The sequence below is a fragment of the Clostridium cuniculi genome (assembly GCF_004353185.1).
Lineage (GTDB): Bacteria > Bacillota > Clostridia > Clostridiales > Clostridiaceae > Clostridium > Clostridium cuniculi.
Genome location: NZ_SMUS01000011.1, coordinates 98721 through 117990, shown reverse-complemented (window position 1 = coordinate 117990; position 19270 = coordinate 98721). Strand labels below are relative to the sequence as shown.

Sequence of the window (19270 nt, the reverse complement as noted above, 5' to 3'; positions counted from 1 at the left end):
CATAGTGTTTACTATCTTAACTACTTTTATTACAACTATTTATTCTGTACTCTTCGTTATTTTTCTCTATGAAAGTATTATTTAAATTACTATAAATACGGTTTAGTTTCCTACACTATATTTCTTTTTTATTAATTTTTATAAAACTTCAATTTTAATGTGTTATGATTTCATATACAACCATAGCTATATGTTTATATAGACATAAATTATTATCTATTTGATATTGTATAGTTTTAATCTCTTTATCTTTACAGAATTCATTTAATTTATTTTCTAATTTTGTAATAGACTCAGCAGAAAATGTTCTTACTTTAGTTTGTTTTATCATTATAATCACCTCGTTTTATTTTTATATTAATTTATATCATTCTCATATTGTTTCTCGCCTAGCCAAAAATCATCTGTGTGACTTGCCATAACTAAACAACATATAGCAGTAATAAACATAATTAAAAATATTGTTATTAATAATATCAAAGCTATTAACTTAACCATCAATCTTCCCACCTTATATTAGAATTAACTACTTCATTGCTAACACTTCCTAGGAACACTTTGTCCAATATCCTTACATTATTATCAATATCATGTATATATCTTTCCTTTTCAAGATATTGTTTAGCTTCTTCTAGACTATTAGCTGCTACACTATATAAGTGATGAACTTTTAATTCACATTCAATTTCGTACATATTCATTTTTTACACCTTCTATTTATGTATTAATTATAATATTCTGCATAAGCTTTTGCTGCTGCATCAAAATCGTCATGCTGTGATTCCCATGCTTTATAATCAACAATATCATCTTCACTATAACCACTTTCAGCAATGTTCAGTTCGCCAATATTGTTTTCTAATGTTCCATAAAACTCTTCATATTGTTGAATTCTTATACTTAAATCTTTGGCTATTTGTCTTAATTGTTTATTTTCTTTTGCTAATTCAACTTTTTCTTCTATAATTTTATTTACTAGTGATCCCAATTCTAAATTTTTAATCCCCACCATCTTAACCATTTTTAAACTCTCCTTTTAATCTATTAATTTTACATATTATGTTTGTATAGCTATTATATAACTTGTCCTTTATTTTGTCAATTAACTTTATTAATTTATATCATTAGTTGTAAGAAACTTCTTTTCCTTCTTCTCTGATGCATTTGGCAACCGGAAAACGTAGGCTTGGCAATCCAGTTTTTGAATCAACACTTTCTTCGAAGAACTGAACCTCTAAAATTCTACCTAAATATTTATCTTGATTCCTCCATATCTCTTGCCTATCTTCTATAGTCCACCCTGAACCTACACCAACTATATTCTCTCCCCTAAGGTCAACTAAGGCAGCTCCTAACATTGATTTGAAGTTGCCAGAACCTTCTTCGAATCCAACTATACGTAAATCATAACTTGTCATCCTTTTAACTTTCAAAATGTCTTTGTTTCTCTTGCAACTATATCCTGAGTTTGCTATATTAATCATTATGCCTTCCTGATTATTCGAAATAGCTTCATCTAATAATTTAGTTATCATATTGGTATCTTTCCCTATATATAAAGCAGGAACCTAAATTAACCACTTTTTATTTTTAATTAAATTAGAAACCTTTTGTTTTCTTTCTATACAAGGAGTAGGATCATAACCCTTGTTAAATCCATCTAATTCAATACAATCGAACACATGGAATTCTAAATTTCTCTTCTCTCCTTTCTTCCTAGCAACTTTCATAGTTTCTCTAAACAATTCATCTGAAGGTAAGTTCTTATCGTTTTTAAGAATTAATTCACCATCTAAAACAATTCCATTTGGGATATCTTTAAATTCTTCTTCTAATTCAATTAATCCCTCCATTACTTTACCTTGTCTAGTTTTAAATTCAACCTTATCTTTGTTTTTAATAGCCACAAGTCTATTCCCATCAAGTTTAGTAGATAGAATAAATTCTTTTCCATCCAAGAAACCTTCTTTTTGTTTAAAGAAAGATTCTGCTAGCTGAACACCAAATATAGGTATTAATCCAGAAATAGCTTTATTTATTGATTTTACATTCATTCCTATCTTTAAATCATTTGATATTATATTAATATATAAATCACGTTCTTCTTCACCATATAAAGAAAGGAATTCATATGTTTCTTCTCTTAGTTTATCGTTGATGTTGCTAGAGGATAATTCATCTAACATATCTTTGTAGTTTTTCCAAGTTAGAATAAATTTAGTTTCATATGATTCCATAGCTTGTCTTAGCAGCTTTTCGCTAAAACCATAATTCTTATCACTATATGTATAATATAGAATTTCTTTTAGCAATTCATTATCTTGATTATTTTTTAATATTGCTAATTTCTCATTTGTCTTTGTAGTTGATCTTAATCGATCGATAATTTCTAATACTTTTTCCATTCAATCACCTCTTAATTTATTTGGCAACTTGTACCTTATGTATATTATTATATATTGGTATTTTCATTCTGTCAACATATTTTGTTAATTTATATTTTAATTTTTAGAAAAGAAAAACACCCAGGATTAACCTAAGTGTTTATGTATTATAGTAATGATAGTAGTCCTAATATTGGTAGTATGGTAAACCAGGAGATTATTGATGCAAATAGTATTAATGCTATAAAGCAATATACCACTCTTTTAGGATAAGCTGAATTGTTTTATTATTTATTTTTACTCCATCTTTATCTACTGCCATGAATATAGAGAATATCAATGCTATTATAAGAATTATTAATGTCTTCATATTATTTCACCCCTGTTGTAGATCCAAATCCACCTTTTCTTTCTTCGCCATTATCAAAACTATCACCATCTACTAAAAGGAAGGGCATAAAAATCATTTGACACATTCCATCACCTTGTTTAATAACCATTTCTTTTGTTCCTTCATTTCTTAATTTGACAAACATGTGACCTTCATTATTAGAATTGTTATAATAATCTCCATCTATAACTCCAACTGTATTGGCAAGTCTACAGTAGTATTTAAACCCTAATCCACTTCTAGGGAATGCCATTAATACTTCTCCTGGTTGCATATATGCTTTTAATCCTGTAGGAACATTAATTTCTTCACCCGGAGCTAATATAATGTTATATGGTGCATAGATATCATATCCAGCCGCCAATTTAGTTCCTCTTTTCGCTAATTTAGGCTTTGCAATTGATAGGTCTTCCCCAAAATCCTTTCTTGCTTGTTCCATTGTAATAAATTCAAATCCTCTTAATTTCATAATTCAATCTCTCCTTATCTCTTATACTAAAAATAATACATAATACATATAGCCAAAATAAACTACGTTAATTGCATTTATAAATAATCTTTTAAAACTAAATCTCTTAACTTTTTCAAATTTATCTTCTTTTGTTTTACTTATTATAATATCTAAGACTAATAATAAGAAATACCATATTATAAATGCTATAGTTATTATTTTGCTTCCGTATTGTACCGCCGAAAATATGTATATAATCTCTGCTATAGTTAATGGAATTATAGTGATACATAGTAAAACTAACCTACCTAATATAGCAGCAATTCTATTTATTGCTATTTCTTCTCTTTCTTCATCATTTTTTGCATTGTTAAAATTTTTAAAATCCTCATTTAATTTATTAAATGTTCCTACCATAAAGCTTGGGTTAAATACTCTAAATATGTAATATACTAAAAATAATATTGTAAAAAATTTAATCATTAATAATCTCTCCTTTTATATATTAATTTTTATTATAATATTGCTTCGAATAAATAATTATAATTATTTACTTTACTATCAAATAAAATTCTGCTTAATGTTTTTCTATTTATGTTTAATTGATCTGCAGCTTCTCTAATTGATTTATATGTATTTAGGTAATTCCCATATTTATCAAATACTTTTATTCCTATACATCTATGCTTAGAATGATATAGGTTATTATCATACCCATGTTTAGTATTTGCCTTATTATTAGTCCATTCTAAATTATTGATATTATTATTGGTCTTATCACCATCTATATGATTTACTTGTGGTAAATTATTTGGATTTTCTATAAAATGTTCAGCTACTAATCTATGGACTCTTTTATAATAATTTTTACCATTCTTCTTTAATTTGACCTGCAGGTAGCCAACATTATCTTTCCATTGGCATATAGGTTTATTTGTAAGTAAACTAATTATTGTACAATCCTGGAATATCTCATATCTTCCTTCGAATCCTTTTATCTCTATACTAATCACCTCAATTTGTTAATTTACATAAATTTATATTTAATATACTTACCCTCTTTTAATGATTGTTTTACATCAAGATATCGTTGATTGCTTGAGCCTGATAGATATTGAGTTATATCTTTTAATGAATCTATATATTCACCATCTCGCAGCATATCTATATATTGTAAAAATTCTAAACATAAATCGTCTTTTATCAACTCTTCAAATGTATAACCTGACCAACAATAGATAGTTTTGTTTGGATATAATTCTTTGCATCTTTTAACTAATCTTATAAGACATCCATCTTCTAAATTATCTGTTGGTTCTCCACCTAATATAGATAATCCCTTCACCCAAGGCTTAGATAAGCTATTTAATATTTGTATTTCCGTCTCATTTGTATATTTTTTACCGTAAGAATGCGACCATAAATCCTTATTCCAACACCCCTCACATTTAGGGTGTTTAGAACACCCACTTACAAAAAGCGAGGTTCTAAATCCATTTCCATTGACCGTATCATCAAAGCAAATCTTTGAATAATTCATTAATTACACCCCTTATGATTTACTCTATTCTTAATCTCCTTCATCTTCCCTTTCACTGTAGGCCTTTCGAATATGCTTCCACAATAACCACATAATTTTCGAATTATACTTAATGTCATAGGATCTTCATTCTTACAGTTTGGGCATTGGAAATCAAAATCGCTGTTTTGTTTTGTAAATATTTCACCATCATATCCACATTTTAAACATTTATCAGATATCGAAGATATTCCTAAGAAGTGTGCTTTAGTATAAGCGTACCTAATTATATCTTCCATTGCTTCAAGATTATTTCTCATATCTCCAAGTTCTATAAAGTTGATGCATCCGCCAGAAGATATTCTTGATAAAGAATCTTCTAAATCTAACTTCTCAAATGGTGAGATTAAGCTATTAGACGGATAGTGGAATGAATTTTCGTAATATCCATTGTCATTAACACCTTCTATTAATCCAAAGTCTTTTACATCTTCTTCACAGAATTTAGTTGCTAATGTCTCTGCTGGAGTTCCATATAAAGAGAATCCAAGGCCTGTTTCTTCTTTCTTTCTATCGCAGAAATCTCTCATATATTGCATTATCTTTGCACCTTTTTTAACTATGTCCATATTTTGATTTTCAAGACCTTCTCCGTATAAAGCCTTTAGGCAATTATGTAATCCCACATATCCAATAGATATCGAACTCCAATCTTTATATAAAAGTCTCTCTATTGTATCTTCTGAATTTAGTCTAGCAATAGCTCCACTCATATATAATATAGGCGCTTGTTTTGCTTTTACGTTTTTTAATATGTTGTATCTTATATTGAATAATCTCTCACAATCATCTAATTGTTCTTGAAGTAATTCAAAGAATTTCTCTTCATTTCCTTTTGCCATGATTGCTAATCTAACGATGTTAATTGATACAACTCCCCAATTGAATTTTCCATCATATTTGAATGATCTACACATGTTGTTCTTATATTTCTATAAGCATGGACTATACCTTGATATACCTTTTTCACAAGAGTTTGTTTGTAGTTACTCTAAAGATATATCTCCCACATTAAGCTAGTTAATACTAACTTACACATATTGGTCTACAAAACCTTCTGCGAAGTCTCTACATCTTTACTATGTCACCATAGTCCTTCGACTCGGTATTGCCATATCTTTCGACTTAGGTTTCACCGATTTGAGTGGGATTTTATATGAGCAGTATTATTTACCCATAGGGAACTTTATTCCACCAATTATTTCAGTCAATCTATCACTCATTATATAATCAGGATATTGACGATTTGCACTTACTTTTACAGCAAGTTTAAATAATTCATAATCTTTTTCACCTGGATTTAAATTTACTCCATCTTTTAATTGAAAAACTAATTTTGGGAAAACAGGAGTAACTCCACCAGTTAATCCTTTCAATCTTTGATTTAGAATTGCTGTTATTATCATATTATGTATTTTTCTATCTTCTTCAGAATATTCTTCTTTAGCACAATCTAACCCTAATGTCAAAAATGGCGTTTCTCCTCGACTGGTAACCAAAGTCTGAACTTCATATTCTAAGGATTGCATAGAATCTTCAATCTCCTTTTCTAATCTATTCCATGCATATTCCTCTCTTTTTTCAGGTGATACAAATAAATTCGCAACATCTTTATGTTTTTGTAAACTCATCTTTGCATAAGGCAATAACCCACTTCCTAAGTTTCCAAAAGTAGTTCCACCAAATGAATTAGAACTTATATGGCTCGCAACTTGTGTTAATACATTTACCGCTGTTGCTAAAGATTTAGGAGTTTCTATTCTTGTAGTGCCTAAATCAAATCCAGTTGCAAACATATCTTGCCATTCAGCATTACAGCAATTGTAAAAAGGTAATCCAAAATATTGTTCGTCATGAATATACATTTCTTTCCTTTGTTTCTTTTGTATATCTTTAGGTATATATTTATATCTTGCATAGTTTCTAGTAAATACATTTGCAACTAATGCTCTTATAGATTGAATTTTGCTTCCATCAACATTGCCATTTGAAGTAGTTTCTTCTGATGTAGAATTTATAATATCATCAATTTCCTTATTTGCCACACTTCTTTTTTCTCTTTCAAAAGTTCTTTCCGCTCTATAGTTTTGATATGCTTTAGCAACATCTTTATCAATAACAGCAAGTTCATCAACTATTATATCTTGAATTTCCTCAACTCCGACTGCATTTTCATTTAGGCTTAAAATAGTATCTGAAATGTTCATTAATACTTTATTGATTTTATTAGTATAATCTTGTCCTTCAGAATATACTTCTATGAAAGCATTATCTATAGCCCTTTCTATTCTTGAAAAATCCATTTCTTTTAGTCTTCCATCTCTTTTAATTACTTTAATCATTCAAACAACTCCTTTATTATATTAATTTATATATTTGACTGGCTGATTCACATCGTTCAGTTTAATAAAATTGCTATTTTATAAATTTTCCTTTATGTATACATAAAACTTCCTTAAATCCTCTAGTTGTGAAAATCTCATAAATCTACACTCATCGCTATCGAGATACGTTGCAAATAAATCTTTTAATCTCTCTTGCAGATTATCTTTGTTTTGTCTTGCCATTCTCTCTGCAGTGAATTGATTGACTCTTCTTCTATCTTCTTTTAACTGATCTTGTTTAATTAAATCTTCCATAATTTTACCCCTTTTGCAATACAATCAATTTTAGCAACATTGCTAATACACTTGTTTCCTTTCATCTTTATAAGTTTTTAATAAATTTTTAATAAATCTGTAACCATTTTGACAATATTCTATCTCTTCTAAATCTTTTTTTGTAAATTTTGTATTCTTATTTGTAATTACACGAAGTCCTATATGCTCTACTGTGTCTTGTAATATATAATTAAGTAATTCCTTACACTCTTCTTTGTCCATAAGTTCTAACATTCTTGTGTAGTTATCCATATTTACCTCCTTTATTTAACTATATACCCCATAACTTTAACTCTTCCCATGCTGTTAACTCTCTTTGAATATTCGTTATCGCTTTCTCCGTAGTTTCTTTCAATTAGAACATCTAATCTGTTTATTGTATTAAAATTACTCCCTCCTCTATCTGAATTGGTAAATGCACCCCATCCATCTAAATATATTTCCGTTCCTAAATCGAGAACATTGTTAGCTACCATTCCGTACTGAAGTTCTTCACCTAAACATGTTACTGTGTATCCTCCATTTTCAGAAGGTAGCGAAGTGTAAAATGTTAATTCAAATTCAATCCATTCAATTTTATTCTTTTCTTCTTCAATTCTTTGTCTTTCTAACTCTTCTTGTCTTAATCTCTCTTGTTCTAATTCCAATTCTCTCTGTTTTTGAATTTCTAACTCCTTTAACTTTAAGTCTCGGTCGCTTAATATATTTCTACAATTTTTAAATTCGTACAAATCGACATCAATTAGTTGCCTTGCTGCAAAGGTTGGGGTAGGATAGTTAATTATACTTGTAGATGTTAAGAATAATAAACTACAAACCCACGACAGTCTTCTTAGTATCAAACCACCCCTTTATTTTATTAATTTTTTATTAATTTAATATGTATGAACAATCTTCACATCCTATTAACACCATATGTTCATTAGCTGGAAATCCTTGATATTCTCCTCTATCTTCATCCAATTCATTTATCACAGTTAGGTTTTCACCACAAGAAGGACAAACTGGTTCGTCATCTAATGCATAATCTTCTTTTGCCTTGTCTAACTCATATTCAAACTTCTTTGGATCTTCATGAATACTAAATAATAATTCATTTACATTTGTTATTATTTCTTTCTTGTTATAATCAAAATGTTCTGCTATAATTTCAAATAACTCATTTGCAGTCATTCTCTCACCTCCTGATATTATATTACCATATCTTTCTTGTTTTTGTCAACATATTTTATTAATTTATATTTAAAAATTTTAAAAAGAAAAGACAGCCGTTAAGCTGCCTTGAAATTAGATATAAAATTCTTCCATAGTATCTAAGCACAAACAAGCTAATTTACCATTTGCTCTCTTAAATACACATCCACAATCAATATAAATAGTTCCATTTCTATGCAATAGCTTAACATCATCACAATTATTAGTTATTGATTGCACAGGACTATGACCTACTATAATTGTATAATCTTTAAACTTCTTCTCATTCCCTATATTACTTCTATCCCATAAACAAAACTCTTCTTCTTGTAACTCTATAAATTCATCAATGATTAACTCTTCGTAGTTACTAGGAAAATAAACTCCTGCGTGTGTTAGTATAAATTTATCCACTACTTTTATATAAGGTAGTTTCTTAATATACTTATATAATGTATCAGCATAATAATAAGGTTGATGTACTATTCCTTCATGAGTTGTATTACCACCATTATAATACCATAATTGTGCATCACCTGATTCGTAAAACTCTTCAAAGAATTTCTCATGATTCCCTTTTATTAGATGAATATTCTTATGAGATATTATATAATCCAATATCTGTATTGGTTTATCTCCTCTATCAAATATATCTCCCAATATATAAAGTTCATCACCTTCATTAAAGTTAATTAACTCTAACATATTTATAAATTCATCGTAACAACCATGTATATCACTCATTACATATTTCATTTAATCACTCCTATTATTTTAATTTTTATAAAACTAGACTTTTATATAAATTATTGGCTTTTCTACTTAATTATAGAACGCGTTTGCCCATGTTTTTCTTAATAAATTCTCTTTCTTTTTAATGGCACTATTAATTGTTGTTATATTACCAATCATAAAACATCTTTCTTTGCTTCTAGTTACTCCTACATAAAGAAGATTTGAATTTAAATTAAAAGCATGCTGTCTAGGTGCTACAACTATAACTTGTTTAGCTGCCGAACCTTGGCTCTTATGTATTGTTATACAGTAACCTAGTTCTAATTGATCTAAATCTTCTTTTTCATATTCTATAACAAGATTATCATCAAATGTAACCTCTATCTTATCATAGCAAACCTTAGTTACTATACCTGTATTTCCATTAAATATAGCTGTTTCTGAACTCTTATTCAACTCGGATAACTTAGGCTTATAATTATTCTTAACCTGAATAACCTTATCATCTAAGAAGAATTTTGTATCTCCTCTCATGATGAAATGATTTCCCTTTCCTTTTTGTATTAAAGATTGTATAAGTTTATTGAATGCAACTGTTCCATAATTTCCTTTGTTTTGAGCTGTTAATACCATTATATCATCTATACTATATCCTTTTGACAACAAGTTCTTGTACACATAAACAATTCCGTCTAATATTTGCTTTTCTTGCTTTTCAAAATATACAAAATCTTTATTATCTCCGAATACCTTAGTGTATTTACTTAACGGTGGCACTAAGAATTGTTGACTATTTCTTATAGAAGTTGCTATATTCATAAGACCACCTTCGCCATATCTGAATATCTTTGTAAGCCTATTCACAGGTATTCTACCTGAAGTTAATAAGTCCTGCGCTAAATTTCCTACACCTACACTTGGTAATTGGTACGGATCAAATACTAATAATAACTTTGTCTTTTCTTCATCTATCGCCTTTAATAAATTATAAAATAAATTTATATCACACATAGAGAATTCGTCTATTATAACTAAATCCCCTGATATTTTATTTTCTTCATTAAATTCAAAACCACCGTTTTCTCCTTTTCCAAAACCTAGCCCCCTATGAATTGTACTACATTCCTTCTTACTATATTGAGATAATACTTTAGAAGAAGCTCCTGTAGGTGTCATCATTTTATATGTTAATTTTTTATCGTCACACATCTCAACCAAAGCTTGGACACTTGCTGATTTTCCTGAGCCTCCTGCCGCCGTTAGAATCCCAACTCCATTATTGCATATCATATCTATAGTATGCAATTGTTCATCAGTTAAACTAAATTCTCCAACTCCCCTATATGCTTCTGATTCACAACTCCATATTTTATAATTTTGTTGCATTTTATCAAGCTTGTTATATATGTATAATTCCTTATTTCGAGTGTTTCTAAGCCCAACCAACTTATTCTCCATATCCACGTATACTTTATCATCATTACTCTTTATACATTCTACAAAATGATGAATACATTCTGGTGTTAATTTATCACATTCACTTCTTAAGTTCTTTAATACAATACAACTATTCCCCTTCAACTCCTCTTGCTGCAAAACATATTCTATACAAGAATACATTCTACTTACAGAAGTTACTAATGGTTCATGAAATAATATTTTTTTATCTGATTCTAATTTTTGCAATATAGCGTCTGCACTTTTAAAACCTACTCTACTAATATCGCATAACGCTTTGTATGGGTTCTCATTTAATTTCTTTTCTATAGTTCTAACATCGTTGTATTTATCATATAACTTTTTAATTATACTCATAGACAATGTTCCACCATATTTATCCACCAATGATATAAGGACATAGTTTTCTATTATCTTTGTTCTTATATCTTCAAAAGTCTTTTCTTTTATGCCCTTTGTCTTTGACAAATCTACATATTCACCATTCATTATCATCTTTATTATATTAGGATAAACCTCTAATAATGTGTTTGTTTGCTTCTCAGTTAATATTTCATTTAAGAACTTTCTAGAAGAAAATTCATCATTATTTAAGTCCCTCCTTAGACTTATAACTTTATATTGTACTCCAAATTTAGTATTGTACTCTTTCTTAGCAGTAAACTCATATTCTATATCTGGTATTAAATTAGGCATATTCCCTGTTAATATTAATTGACCAGCACTATTTAGTTTTACATCTTTGTATTTAGTCTCATTTATATCTGCTACATAAATTTTAAATTCCTCACTATTATATCTACATTTTTTTATTGTCGCTTTAAATATAAATACATTATCGTCATTCATATATTATCAACTCCTATTTTAATAATCTTGTATTTACTAATTCATACTCCGAAATCCATAACTCTATCTTGTTAGGATCTTTTTCAAATATAGGTTTCATTTTACCTGTTTTTGTGTCTAATTTTTCTCCAACCTTTTTACTTCCTATCTTCTCTTCTGTCCCATATATGTATATTAAATCATCTTCATTTAACCCTTTGTAAATTCTTCTGCTTATCTTGTATTCTATAATATTCCCCGTATCTATTCTGTGAACTTTGATTCTAGGCGTATACTTATCATTGATTTCTAATATATAACCATAATTCTTTAGATCCTCATTTTCATAATCTATATATCCCAAATAATCTTTTTGTGCTTTTAATTTTGCAGACAATGTAATATCTTTGTCTGGGATTTGTTTTGTTATATCTGATACTAACTTTATGACATTCACATCCTTAAACATTTTGTCGGTTTCTTTATCAGAATACTTTCTAAAAATATCGGAAGATATTCCATATGGTAATTTATCTTTTTTAAACTGTTTCTTCGTAACGATTTCGTTATATAATTTAACTATTTTTATTAATTTTTTAGATTTTCCAAATTTAGAAAAGAAATCAAGCCTTATAAGTATGTCCAGCTGCCTAGAATTAATAGATGTACTGTCTAGATCTTTTAATAAATCTACGAAAGAATCATATTTGTTATTTCTTAGCTCATACAATTCATCCGCAACCGTATAATTCAGATATGATATAGAACCAACACCTTTGTATATCGATTTATCAACTTTATTAGCAAGATATTCTGCTTTTGAATATCTAAACTTTGGTGGCTTAATTACTATATTCATATCTTTGGCCATTTGAGTAACTTCTGCTCTCTTTTCTTTATATTTGTTATCAGAGAAAGCATTTAATGAACTAGCAATATATTCTACGGGATAATAATATCTTAAATACCCTAATATATATCCTATCATTGAGTATGGATCTGAATGGTTTTCTGAGAATCCATACTCAGAAGCATCTATTATAACTTGTAAAAATGGTTTAACAACCTCTTTTAATTTTGATATAGGAGTTCCATATTTTTTGTTACAAGTCTCTATGAATCTACGTTCTATTTCAGGCAATAACTGTTCTGTGCCTTTTTTCTTTGCTATTGCTCTTCTAACTGAATCCGATTCTGCCTCGCTGTAACCACAAAATTCAACACACCAACGCATTATTTGTTCTTGGAATGTAAGTCGTCCTAGTGTGCTACTTAGAAAAGAGTTTATTTCTTCTAGTCCGTTATCATAGGCAATTCCTAAACTTGCCTCATCTCTGAAGGATGCACATGACGGTCTTAATAATCCGTTTCCAAAACTAAACCATTTTAAATATGAGAAGTTGTCCGTATGAGACTTAATCCTATTTAAAGTTTCATCACTAAACATATTTTCTAATATCCCTTGTGCCATTTTGGACTCCCATTGAAATATACTCCTATTATCTTTTGCGATGCTCATCCATACATTTTCATCCTCTAAATCAACATTATCAGGAGTTAGTCTCTCTATGCCTGCCATCTCACAACACTTATTTATAACGCCCATATTAGCCAACCCTAAACAATCTAATTTTACCCAATTACAAGAGTCTACCTCTTTCATATCACAACAACTAACTGGATAATCATTGGTAGATAAAGTGATCGTTCCTATTTCCCTTGCTATATCTCTATCTGACACAATTATTCCCGCCGGGTGAGAACCGAATGAAACAACTGTTCCTTTTAATATATCTATATATTTAAATAAATCTTCGTGTTCTATCCTTAATTTTGCCAACGCTTCTTCATCATCCGCACTATTAGAAATTTCGTCTACTAAATGACTAGGAACTTTAAATGCTCTTCCTACATCCCTTGCTGCACCCTTAAATGCTATTGTATTATATGTTACAATATAAGAAGCGTTAAATTTTTCGTCTTCTAATAAAAAATGCTGAACCCATTCTTTATCTTCATCAAACCAATCCGAATCAACGTCCATCATGCTAACTCTATTAGGATTTATAAAACGAAAAAAGTTCATTCCAAATTTAATACTATTTATTTCAGTTATTCCTAGTAGATAACAAATAAAGCTGCCACTACAAGATCCTCTAGAATATCCAGGATATATACCATTTATTCTAGCATTTCTTTTAACATATTCCTCTAATAAAATAAAGTCTACAGCTCCAACTTGCTTTATTGTTTTTAACTCAGAGTTTATTCTATCATTTAATACATCTTTAGGAATATCTTTTATGTATTTTCTTCTATATCTTAGCCCCTCTCTTATCTTAACTTTTAAAACCTCTAAAGAGTTGTCATACATCTTAGGATACTTAATGCTTTTATCAAGTTCAAACCCTTCTACCATATCAGCAACCTTATTTGTGTTTTCTATGGCTTCTAAAACCTCATCGATAGGCAGTACATTTTGTCTTTCATAACATTTTATTAATTCCTCATAAGTTTTAAATGTTAAATCAAAAGACTCTTCGTCATCGTTATATTTTATGTTTTTGCTTGTTTGTAATACCTTAGTTCCGTCAACTCTTATACTATCTAAGCTATGCGTATCAGTTCCCGCTATAAGTGGTATTCCGGTTTCTTTAGATAATCTAAGCATTTCTAGATTATATCTCTTTTGAGACTCTGTTTCATGGTGTTGAATTTCTAAGTACGCTAAACCCTCTTTTCTATTCTTTAACCATTCTATGAATCTATTTTTCATATTAACGTTGCTACTTCCAAGTATACCTCCTATACAGGCACTCGTTACAACTATATTGTCAGATATATTAAACAACTCATCTAGACTTATTCTTGGATTATAGTAAAAATGGTTATCCTTTCTATTACATGCGACCTTGTGGCTCATTAAATAATTTATTTCATATACTCCGTCTAAATTTAAAGCATATAAACAACAGTGTTTATTATCTCTGATCTTTTCATCTAATGTCTCTGTTATATAAGCTTCTACTCCATGTATATATTTTATGCCATTCTCTTTACAATAATTATATTTATTTATCCAAGAACAAACATTTCCGTGTTCACTAAATGCTATTGCCTTCATGCCACATTCTTTAGCTCTATCTATAAATTGTTTGTAATTTGTTATACTATCCATTGTTGTAAAAAGATTTGATAAGCTTGTGTGTAAATGAAGTTTCACATAGTTATTCTCCATAATCAATTCCTCCCTTACATAATATTGACAAGTATTTTATATATAAAAAATCTTGTCAATCAATTTTCTTAATTTATATCTATTATTGTTTTACCAATTAAAATCATCATCGTCTTCTTTAATATTTAAATCCTTTTTAAACATATTACAATCATCCAGGTATTGCTTCCAAGGCTTATGTACGCTTTTATCATAATTACACAAGTTCCAATAATAATATTCGCTAGATTTATCTACGTTGCTCCACCATAAATCATCTATTAGTTTTTCATAATATTTTACTTCCTCATCATTATCATTATTGCTTATTATATCTAAATATTCCTTTGTTACTTCTGTTTTATTTTCTACTTCTTTTAATGTCTCAGTTATCTTATCAGATAATCCTTCTATGTTTTCTTGTGATAAATCTACATCAACATAACAATCACTTAATCTAAAATGCTGCTTAACATTAGGGAAACTATCTAGTGAATTGTCTCTAATACAGTTTTGTAATATATCTTCTACCTCCAACTCGTCATAACCCTCTATTTTAAGCCATTTTCTTACATCCCCACTCACATCTTTTACCCATTGACTCCTAACACAATCCTTTGTTTTTATCTTATTCTTTTTCGTATTCTTATCGATAGTCTTTAAATCTATCTCGACTGTTGTGTATTTTATAAAATTCCATCTAGCCCTTATCTTATCTAAGGATATATTAAATTTTTGAGATACCCCTAACGCATACAATAATAATTGAGCCGATTCTTTTTTCTTTTTCTCACCTGTATAAATTGTTGAAGTCTTTATATCTTCTATTACATATGTATCATTTATCTTTGTGATCATATCTATATATCCTACAAAGATAAATCTTCCTACTTTTATTAATATAGGTTTTTCTATTAACCATTTGCAATCCAAAGGTTTATAATTCATAAAAAAATGTCTTATACTGTTTTCATATTTATTGGCTATATTATCATTCATATTCTTATCATTCTTAGCATAAACATAACCTTCATTATTTAACTCAAACAATCCTTCCTCATATTTGTCTATCATATCATTATATTCAATTTTACCCTCTAAAAAGTCTTGAAGTATTTCATGGCACATAGTTCCAGATTTACTATATATGCTTCCATTTTCTATTTGTGGTACATGTTTTATGTATGTTAATAGATAACTATATGGATCTGTCAAATAACTATTGTATCTGCTAAAACTATAAATCGTTTCAACTCCATATTGTTCTTTGATTTTATTTAATTTATTCTTACTTAATCTTCCCATTTATTCTTCTCCTTTATATTTAACTTTTCTTTTATATAATGCTCTCCATATTTTTACGTGTTTGTCAGCAGGAGACTCTTTGTCTTTTAATAATCCCAACTCATCATATATATAATAAATATTTCTCATACCTTTAAACTTAGAGCATTCTTTCTTTACAAAATCTAGTTCTATATCTTTATCATAGGCTATAGTTATATCTACATCTAAGGATATTAATATTCTCACTTGTTCCTCGGATAAATCATGGCAACATACAGCAACTACATTGCCATAGCCTTTACTCATTAGCTGCATTACTGCTTTTTCTGATTCCACAATTATAACTTCGTTGCTTTTTTTAATTTCTTCTTTATTCTCCCATAAACCAAATAAATTCATTGATTTTTTATATTTTATTATAGGAAAGTACTTTGGTATATCAAATAATTCTATTTCTGTCTTGCTTCTTAATGTTCTTCCAATCACCCCACATACCTTGCCACTATCCCACATTCTATGGATAACTACAACTCTATTAGAACTTTCATGAAAACCCACCCCGAATTTCTCCTGGACAGACGGTAATATACCTTCTTGAACCCATCTAATATACGGACATTTATCATATAGTTTCTCTATTTCTTCATCTGAATAATTCTTAATATTATTTGATGTATGACTTCTACTTCCTCTATCATATTTTTTAAAAAAATCTAATACACTGTCCCTGGGTTTAGATGTCTTCCCATTGTAGTCATATTTAAGACCTAACAATGTATGTATATAATTCATACATTGTCCAAATTTAAAACCCTTCATTTCCATAACTAGATCATATATATAACCTCTAAAATCAAAATGGGTTGTAAAAGAATTACAATATAAATTTTCTTTTAACATACTCATTCCAGAAGGGTTATTATAATTAGGTATTGCCATAGTGATATAACCACCATTATCTTTTAATTTATGAAATCCTAAATCTTCTAATATTATAGAGGCTTTATCATTATCTATTATGTATTGTTTTAACTCATTAGCATCCACACCCTATATCCTCCTAAAAATCTGGTGTAATATATGTAATTCCAACTTCAGACAATGTATTTGTAGCCATATCATGTTCTACAACAACACTAAAATCATTACTTCCGCCTTCTCTATTCTTAACTATGAATACAATTTGATAGTGTTTGTCATTATCTAACTGCACCGGTGTTTTTGTCTTCCCATTCTTACCTGATAATTTATATACTTTTATTTCATTTTTGCCACCACTAAATTCATCTTCGTATAAGTTTCTAAGCATCAAGCAAGTAGAAGCTACATCTATAATATTCTTTGCCATTCCGATATTATCTTGTGTGTAGCATCTTTGTTTACTGCTAGACTTGTTTAATTGAAATGTTATCCATACATGAACATTTAATGCCTCCTCCTTTATAGTATCGTATATTTTAACCATATTTTGTTGCATTACTGCTGGATTTGTAGAGTCTTTATTATCATCTGAATCTGCCTTATATGTATCTAAAATAAAATTCTTAAACTTTAAAGCTGCATACTTTTTTATCGTTTTTATAGCTTTGGCTGTATTGTATTGGCTAAAAGGAACTATTATTATTTTATCTTCATTATCTTTTATCCATTTGCAAGGATATTTTTTTAACCAAGTTTTAAATTTAGGATCAAAACCACCATTTCTAAGAATGTATTTCTTTATTGGCTTATTATATATATTGTTTGTAACCCATATTATAAGCTCTCTTTGCCATTTCTTTATACCTTCTTCATTTACCATAATACATATTTTCTCATCATGTTCTACTATAGAGGGTAATATTGCATTTCTTGTAAAAGTTGTCTTACCAGCTCCACTTATACCACCACATAAAGTTATGTTGCCATTTATATTACCACCTATCTCATTTGTAATAGTTGGTAAATTATACAATGGCAATCCTATGGCCAAACCTTGATCTAATTCGTCAATCAATTCCTCTATCTTATACCCTATTTTATAACTTTTATCTTTACTGCTAATATTACTAAATATATGGTTGAGAATACCTTCGTTTTCATCATATATATCTTCACAACTCATATCTATGTATTCACTGAATCTTTCTCCTACTGGAAATCCTTCCTTTATCATTTTAATTAAAACATTCCATTTGTTTAATTCTTCTATGTATCCCTCTATATTTTCCTCATTCACATATTTTCCAGTATCAACTATTTCATATCCCCCATACTCTTCATACTTTTCTTTTAATTTATCATGTTTTTCTAAATACATATCTATTGTAATAGACTCTAATGCTTTTTGTTCTTTGATAATTATATCATTTCCTATTTGATAATATACTTTCGCTTTATTATAAGTAAAACTATCTATGCTTAATTCATCATATACAAAATATAAATCAGGATTCTTCCATAATATACTTACGATATTCATTTCACTTATTATTCTTAATTCACTTATCTTTTGGACTGCTTCTTTATTTGTTATCTTATTTTCTTTCCCCATACATAACTCCTTTTATATTAAATCTTTTAATCTCTTATTGGTTACTTCTCTACTTTTCTTCTTGTAATTTAATTTAGTTCCTTCATTTAATTCCACATTAAGAATCTTTCTTTCAGTTTCTTTTTTCATCTTTAGCTTATCTACTACAGTATTAATATTTCTTTCAACTATTTTCATAACCAAATTAATCATATGTGTTTCATCTTTTATTTCTACATTTTTCATAGCTATAATAATATCTAGTTTACAGAATTTAAACGTCATTAATATTACATCAAATCCATAACTACCAAGTGATTTGATATTATTATTTGCCATGAATTTTCCTTCGTGCAACCCTTTTAATCTTAAGATCATTTCTTTTGGGAATTTCTTACCCGACACTTCATCATATTTCAATACTTCATCTCTGACGTAACAATATAATTCATCCCACTGCTTCAATTCCTTATCTGTCATTTTTCTTTGCTTTGCCATTTTATCACTTCCTTTTTAAATTTTAATATCAATAAATTATGATTTAATTGACTCATATTAAAATTTAAAGGAGGGG

24 protein-coding genes are annotated in these 19270 nt (G+C 28.6%); all 24 read right to left on the bottom strand.

The genetic code is table 11. The features are described 5' to 3' along the window. Window positions 1–154: 154 nt before the first annotated feature. The 24 genes from EJJ37_RS20195 to EJJ37_RS07640 all read right to left on the bottom strand — a co-directional run bounded on the left by EJJ37_RS20195 (window position 155) and on the right by EJJ37_RS07640 (window position 19194). Window positions 155–331 (bottom strand): hypothetical protein, encoded by a 177-nt coding sequence (locus EJJ37_RS20195; RefSeq protein WP_166484708.1) that lies wholly within the window; start codon window positions 329–331, stop codon window positions 155–157. Between the two features lie 26 nt (window positions 332–357). Further along, window positions 358–498, bottom strand: a complete 141-nt coding sequence (locus tag EJJ37_RS20190; RefSeq protein WP_166484707.1) for a hypothetical protein — start codon at window positions 496–498, stop codon at window positions 358–360. Further along, complete coding sequence (locus EJJ37_RS07740) at window positions 498–701, bottom strand: hypothetical protein (protein ID WP_133015027.1); 204 nt, start codon at window positions 699–701, stop codon at window positions 498–500. The genes EJJ37_RS20190 and EJJ37_RS07740 overlap by 1 nt, the downstream gene beginning before the upstream one ends. A gap of 23 nt (window positions 702–724) precedes the next feature. Further along, complete coding sequence (locus tag EJJ37_RS07735) at window positions 725–1021, bottom strand: hypothetical protein (RefSeq protein WP_133015026.1); 297 nt, start codon at window positions 1019–1021, stop codon at window positions 725–727. A gap of 103 nt (window positions 1022–1124) precedes the next feature. Continuing rightward, on the bottom strand, window positions 1125–1433 hold the full coding sequence (locus EJJ37_RS07730; RefSeq protein WP_166484706.1) for a hypothetical protein: 309 nt from the start codon (window positions 1431–1433) through the stop codon (window positions 1125–1127). A gap of 135 nt (window positions 1434–1568) precedes the next feature. After that, entirely contained in the window at window positions 1569–2405 is an 837-nt protein-coding gene (locus tag EJJ37_RS07725; protein WP_133015024.1) for an ATP-dependent DNA ligase, read from the bottom strand. A gap of 220 nt (window positions 2406–2625) precedes the next feature. After that, a complete protein-coding gene (locus EJJ37_RS21015; RefSeq protein ID WP_275547932.1) occupies window positions 2626–2754 on the bottom strand; it encodes a hypothetical protein in 129 nt (42 codons plus the stop codon). Between the two features lies 1 nt (window position 2755). Then, window positions 2756–3244, bottom strand: coding sequence for a dCTP deaminase/dUTPase family protein (locus EJJ37_RS07720; protein WP_133015023.1), 489 nt, complete (start codon window positions 3242–3244; stop codon window positions 2756–2758). 21 nt (window positions 3245–3265) lie between these two features. Further along, window positions 3266–3709, bottom strand: coding sequence for a hypothetical protein (locus EJJ37_RS07715; RefSeq protein ID WP_133015022.1), 444 nt, complete (start codon window positions 3707–3709; stop codon window positions 3266–3268). Window positions 3710–3741: 32 nt separating this feature from the next. Then, on the bottom strand, window positions 3742–4239 hold the full coding sequence (locus EJJ37_RS20820; RefSeq protein WP_166484705.1) for an NUMOD1 domain-containing DNA-binding protein: 498 nt from the start codon (window positions 4237–4239) through the stop codon (window positions 3742–3744). A gap of 14 nt (window positions 4240–4253) precedes the next feature. Next, the gene (gene nrdG, locus EJJ37_RS07705; protein ID WP_133015021.1) at window positions 4254–4766 is read right to left on the bottom strand and encodes an anaerobic ribonucleoside-triphosphate reductase activating protein; all 513 of its coding nucleotides are present in this window, start codon (window positions 4764–4766) and stop codon (window positions 4254–4256) included. Then, window positions 4766–5722 carry an anaerobic ribonucleoside-triphosphate reductase gene (gene nrdD / locus EJJ37_RS07700; protein WP_133015020.1) on the bottom strand — a complete coding sequence of 319 codons (957 nt, stop codon included), beginning with the start codon at window positions 5720–5722 and terminating at the stop codon, window positions 4766–4768. Before nrdD (EJJ37_RS07700) ends, nrdG begins: the two co-directional genes overlap by 1 nt. Window positions 5723–5971: 249 nt before the next feature. After that, window positions 5972–7147: an anaerobic ribonucleoside-triphosphate reductase gene (nrdD, locus tag EJJ37_RS07695; protein ID WP_133015019.1), complete on the bottom strand. Its 1176-nt coding sequence runs from the start codon at window positions 7145–7147 to the stop codon at window positions 5972–5974. 78 nt (window positions 7148–7225) lie between these two features. Next, window positions 7226–7444 (bottom strand): hypothetical protein, encoded by a 219-nt coding sequence (locus tag EJJ37_RS07690; protein ID WP_133015018.1) that lies wholly within the window; start codon window positions 7442–7444, stop codon window positions 7226–7228. Window positions 7445–7486: 42 nt separating this feature from the next. Beyond that, window positions 7487–7717 carry a hypothetical protein gene (locus EJJ37_RS07685; protein ID WP_133015017.1) on the bottom strand — a complete coding sequence of 77 codons (231 nt, stop codon included), beginning with the start codon at window positions 7715–7717 and terminating at the stop codon, window positions 7487–7489. 11 nt (window positions 7718–7728) lie between these two features. Next, window positions 7729–8307 carry a hypothetical protein gene (locus EJJ37_RS07680; RefSeq protein ID WP_133015016.1) on the bottom strand — a complete coding sequence of 193 codons (579 nt, stop codon included), beginning with the start codon at window positions 8305–8307 and terminating at the stop codon, window positions 7729–7731. A gap of 28 nt (window positions 8308–8335) precedes the next feature. Continuing rightward, window positions 8336–8638 (bottom strand): HU family DNA-binding protein, encoded by a 303-nt coding sequence (locus EJJ37_RS07675; protein WP_133015015.1) that lies wholly within the window; start codon window positions 8636–8638, stop codon window positions 8336–8338. A 114-nt stretch (window positions 8639–8752) separates the two neighbouring features. Continuing rightward, window positions 8753–9415, bottom strand: a complete 663-nt coding sequence (locus EJJ37_RS07670; RefSeq protein ID WP_243124849.1) for a metallophosphoesterase family protein — start codon at window positions 9413–9415, stop codon at window positions 8753–8755. 66 nt (window positions 9416–9481) lie between these two features. Further along, window positions 9482–11701 carry an AAA family ATPase gene (locus tag EJJ37_RS07665; protein WP_133015014.1) on the bottom strand — a complete coding sequence of 740 codons (2220 nt, stop codon included), beginning with the start codon at window positions 11699–11701 and terminating at the stop codon, window positions 9482–9484. A gap of 13 nt (window positions 11702–11714) precedes the next feature. Beyond that, window positions 11715–14918, bottom strand: a complete 3204-nt coding sequence (locus EJJ37_RS07660; RefSeq protein WP_133015013.1) for a PHP domain-containing protein — start codon at window positions 14916–14918, stop codon at window positions 11715–11717. A gap of 90 nt (window positions 14919–15008) precedes the next feature. Continuing rightward, window positions 15009–16202 carry a PD-(D/E)XK nuclease family protein gene (locus EJJ37_RS07655; RefSeq protein ID WP_133015012.1) on the bottom strand — a complete coding sequence of 398 codons (1194 nt, stop codon included), beginning with the start codon at window positions 16200–16202 and terminating at the stop codon, window positions 15009–15011. Further along, window positions 16203–17231: a toprim domain-containing protein gene (locus EJJ37_RS07650; RefSeq protein ID WP_133015011.1), complete on the bottom strand. Its 1029-nt coding sequence runs from the start codon at window positions 17229–17231 to the stop codon at window positions 16203–16205. A 13-nt stretch (window positions 17232–17244) separates the two neighbouring features. Continuing rightward, window positions 17245–18717, bottom strand: coding sequence for a P-loop NTPase family protein (locus EJJ37_RS07645; protein WP_133015010.1), 1473 nt, complete (start codon window positions 18715–18717; stop codon window positions 17245–17247). 12 nt (window positions 18718–18729) lie between these two features. Beyond that, complete coding sequence (locus EJJ37_RS07640) at window positions 18730–19194, bottom strand: hypothetical protein (protein WP_133015009.1); 465 nt, start codon at window positions 19192–19194, stop codon at window positions 18730–18732. Window positions 19195–19270: the final 76 nt, after the last annotated feature.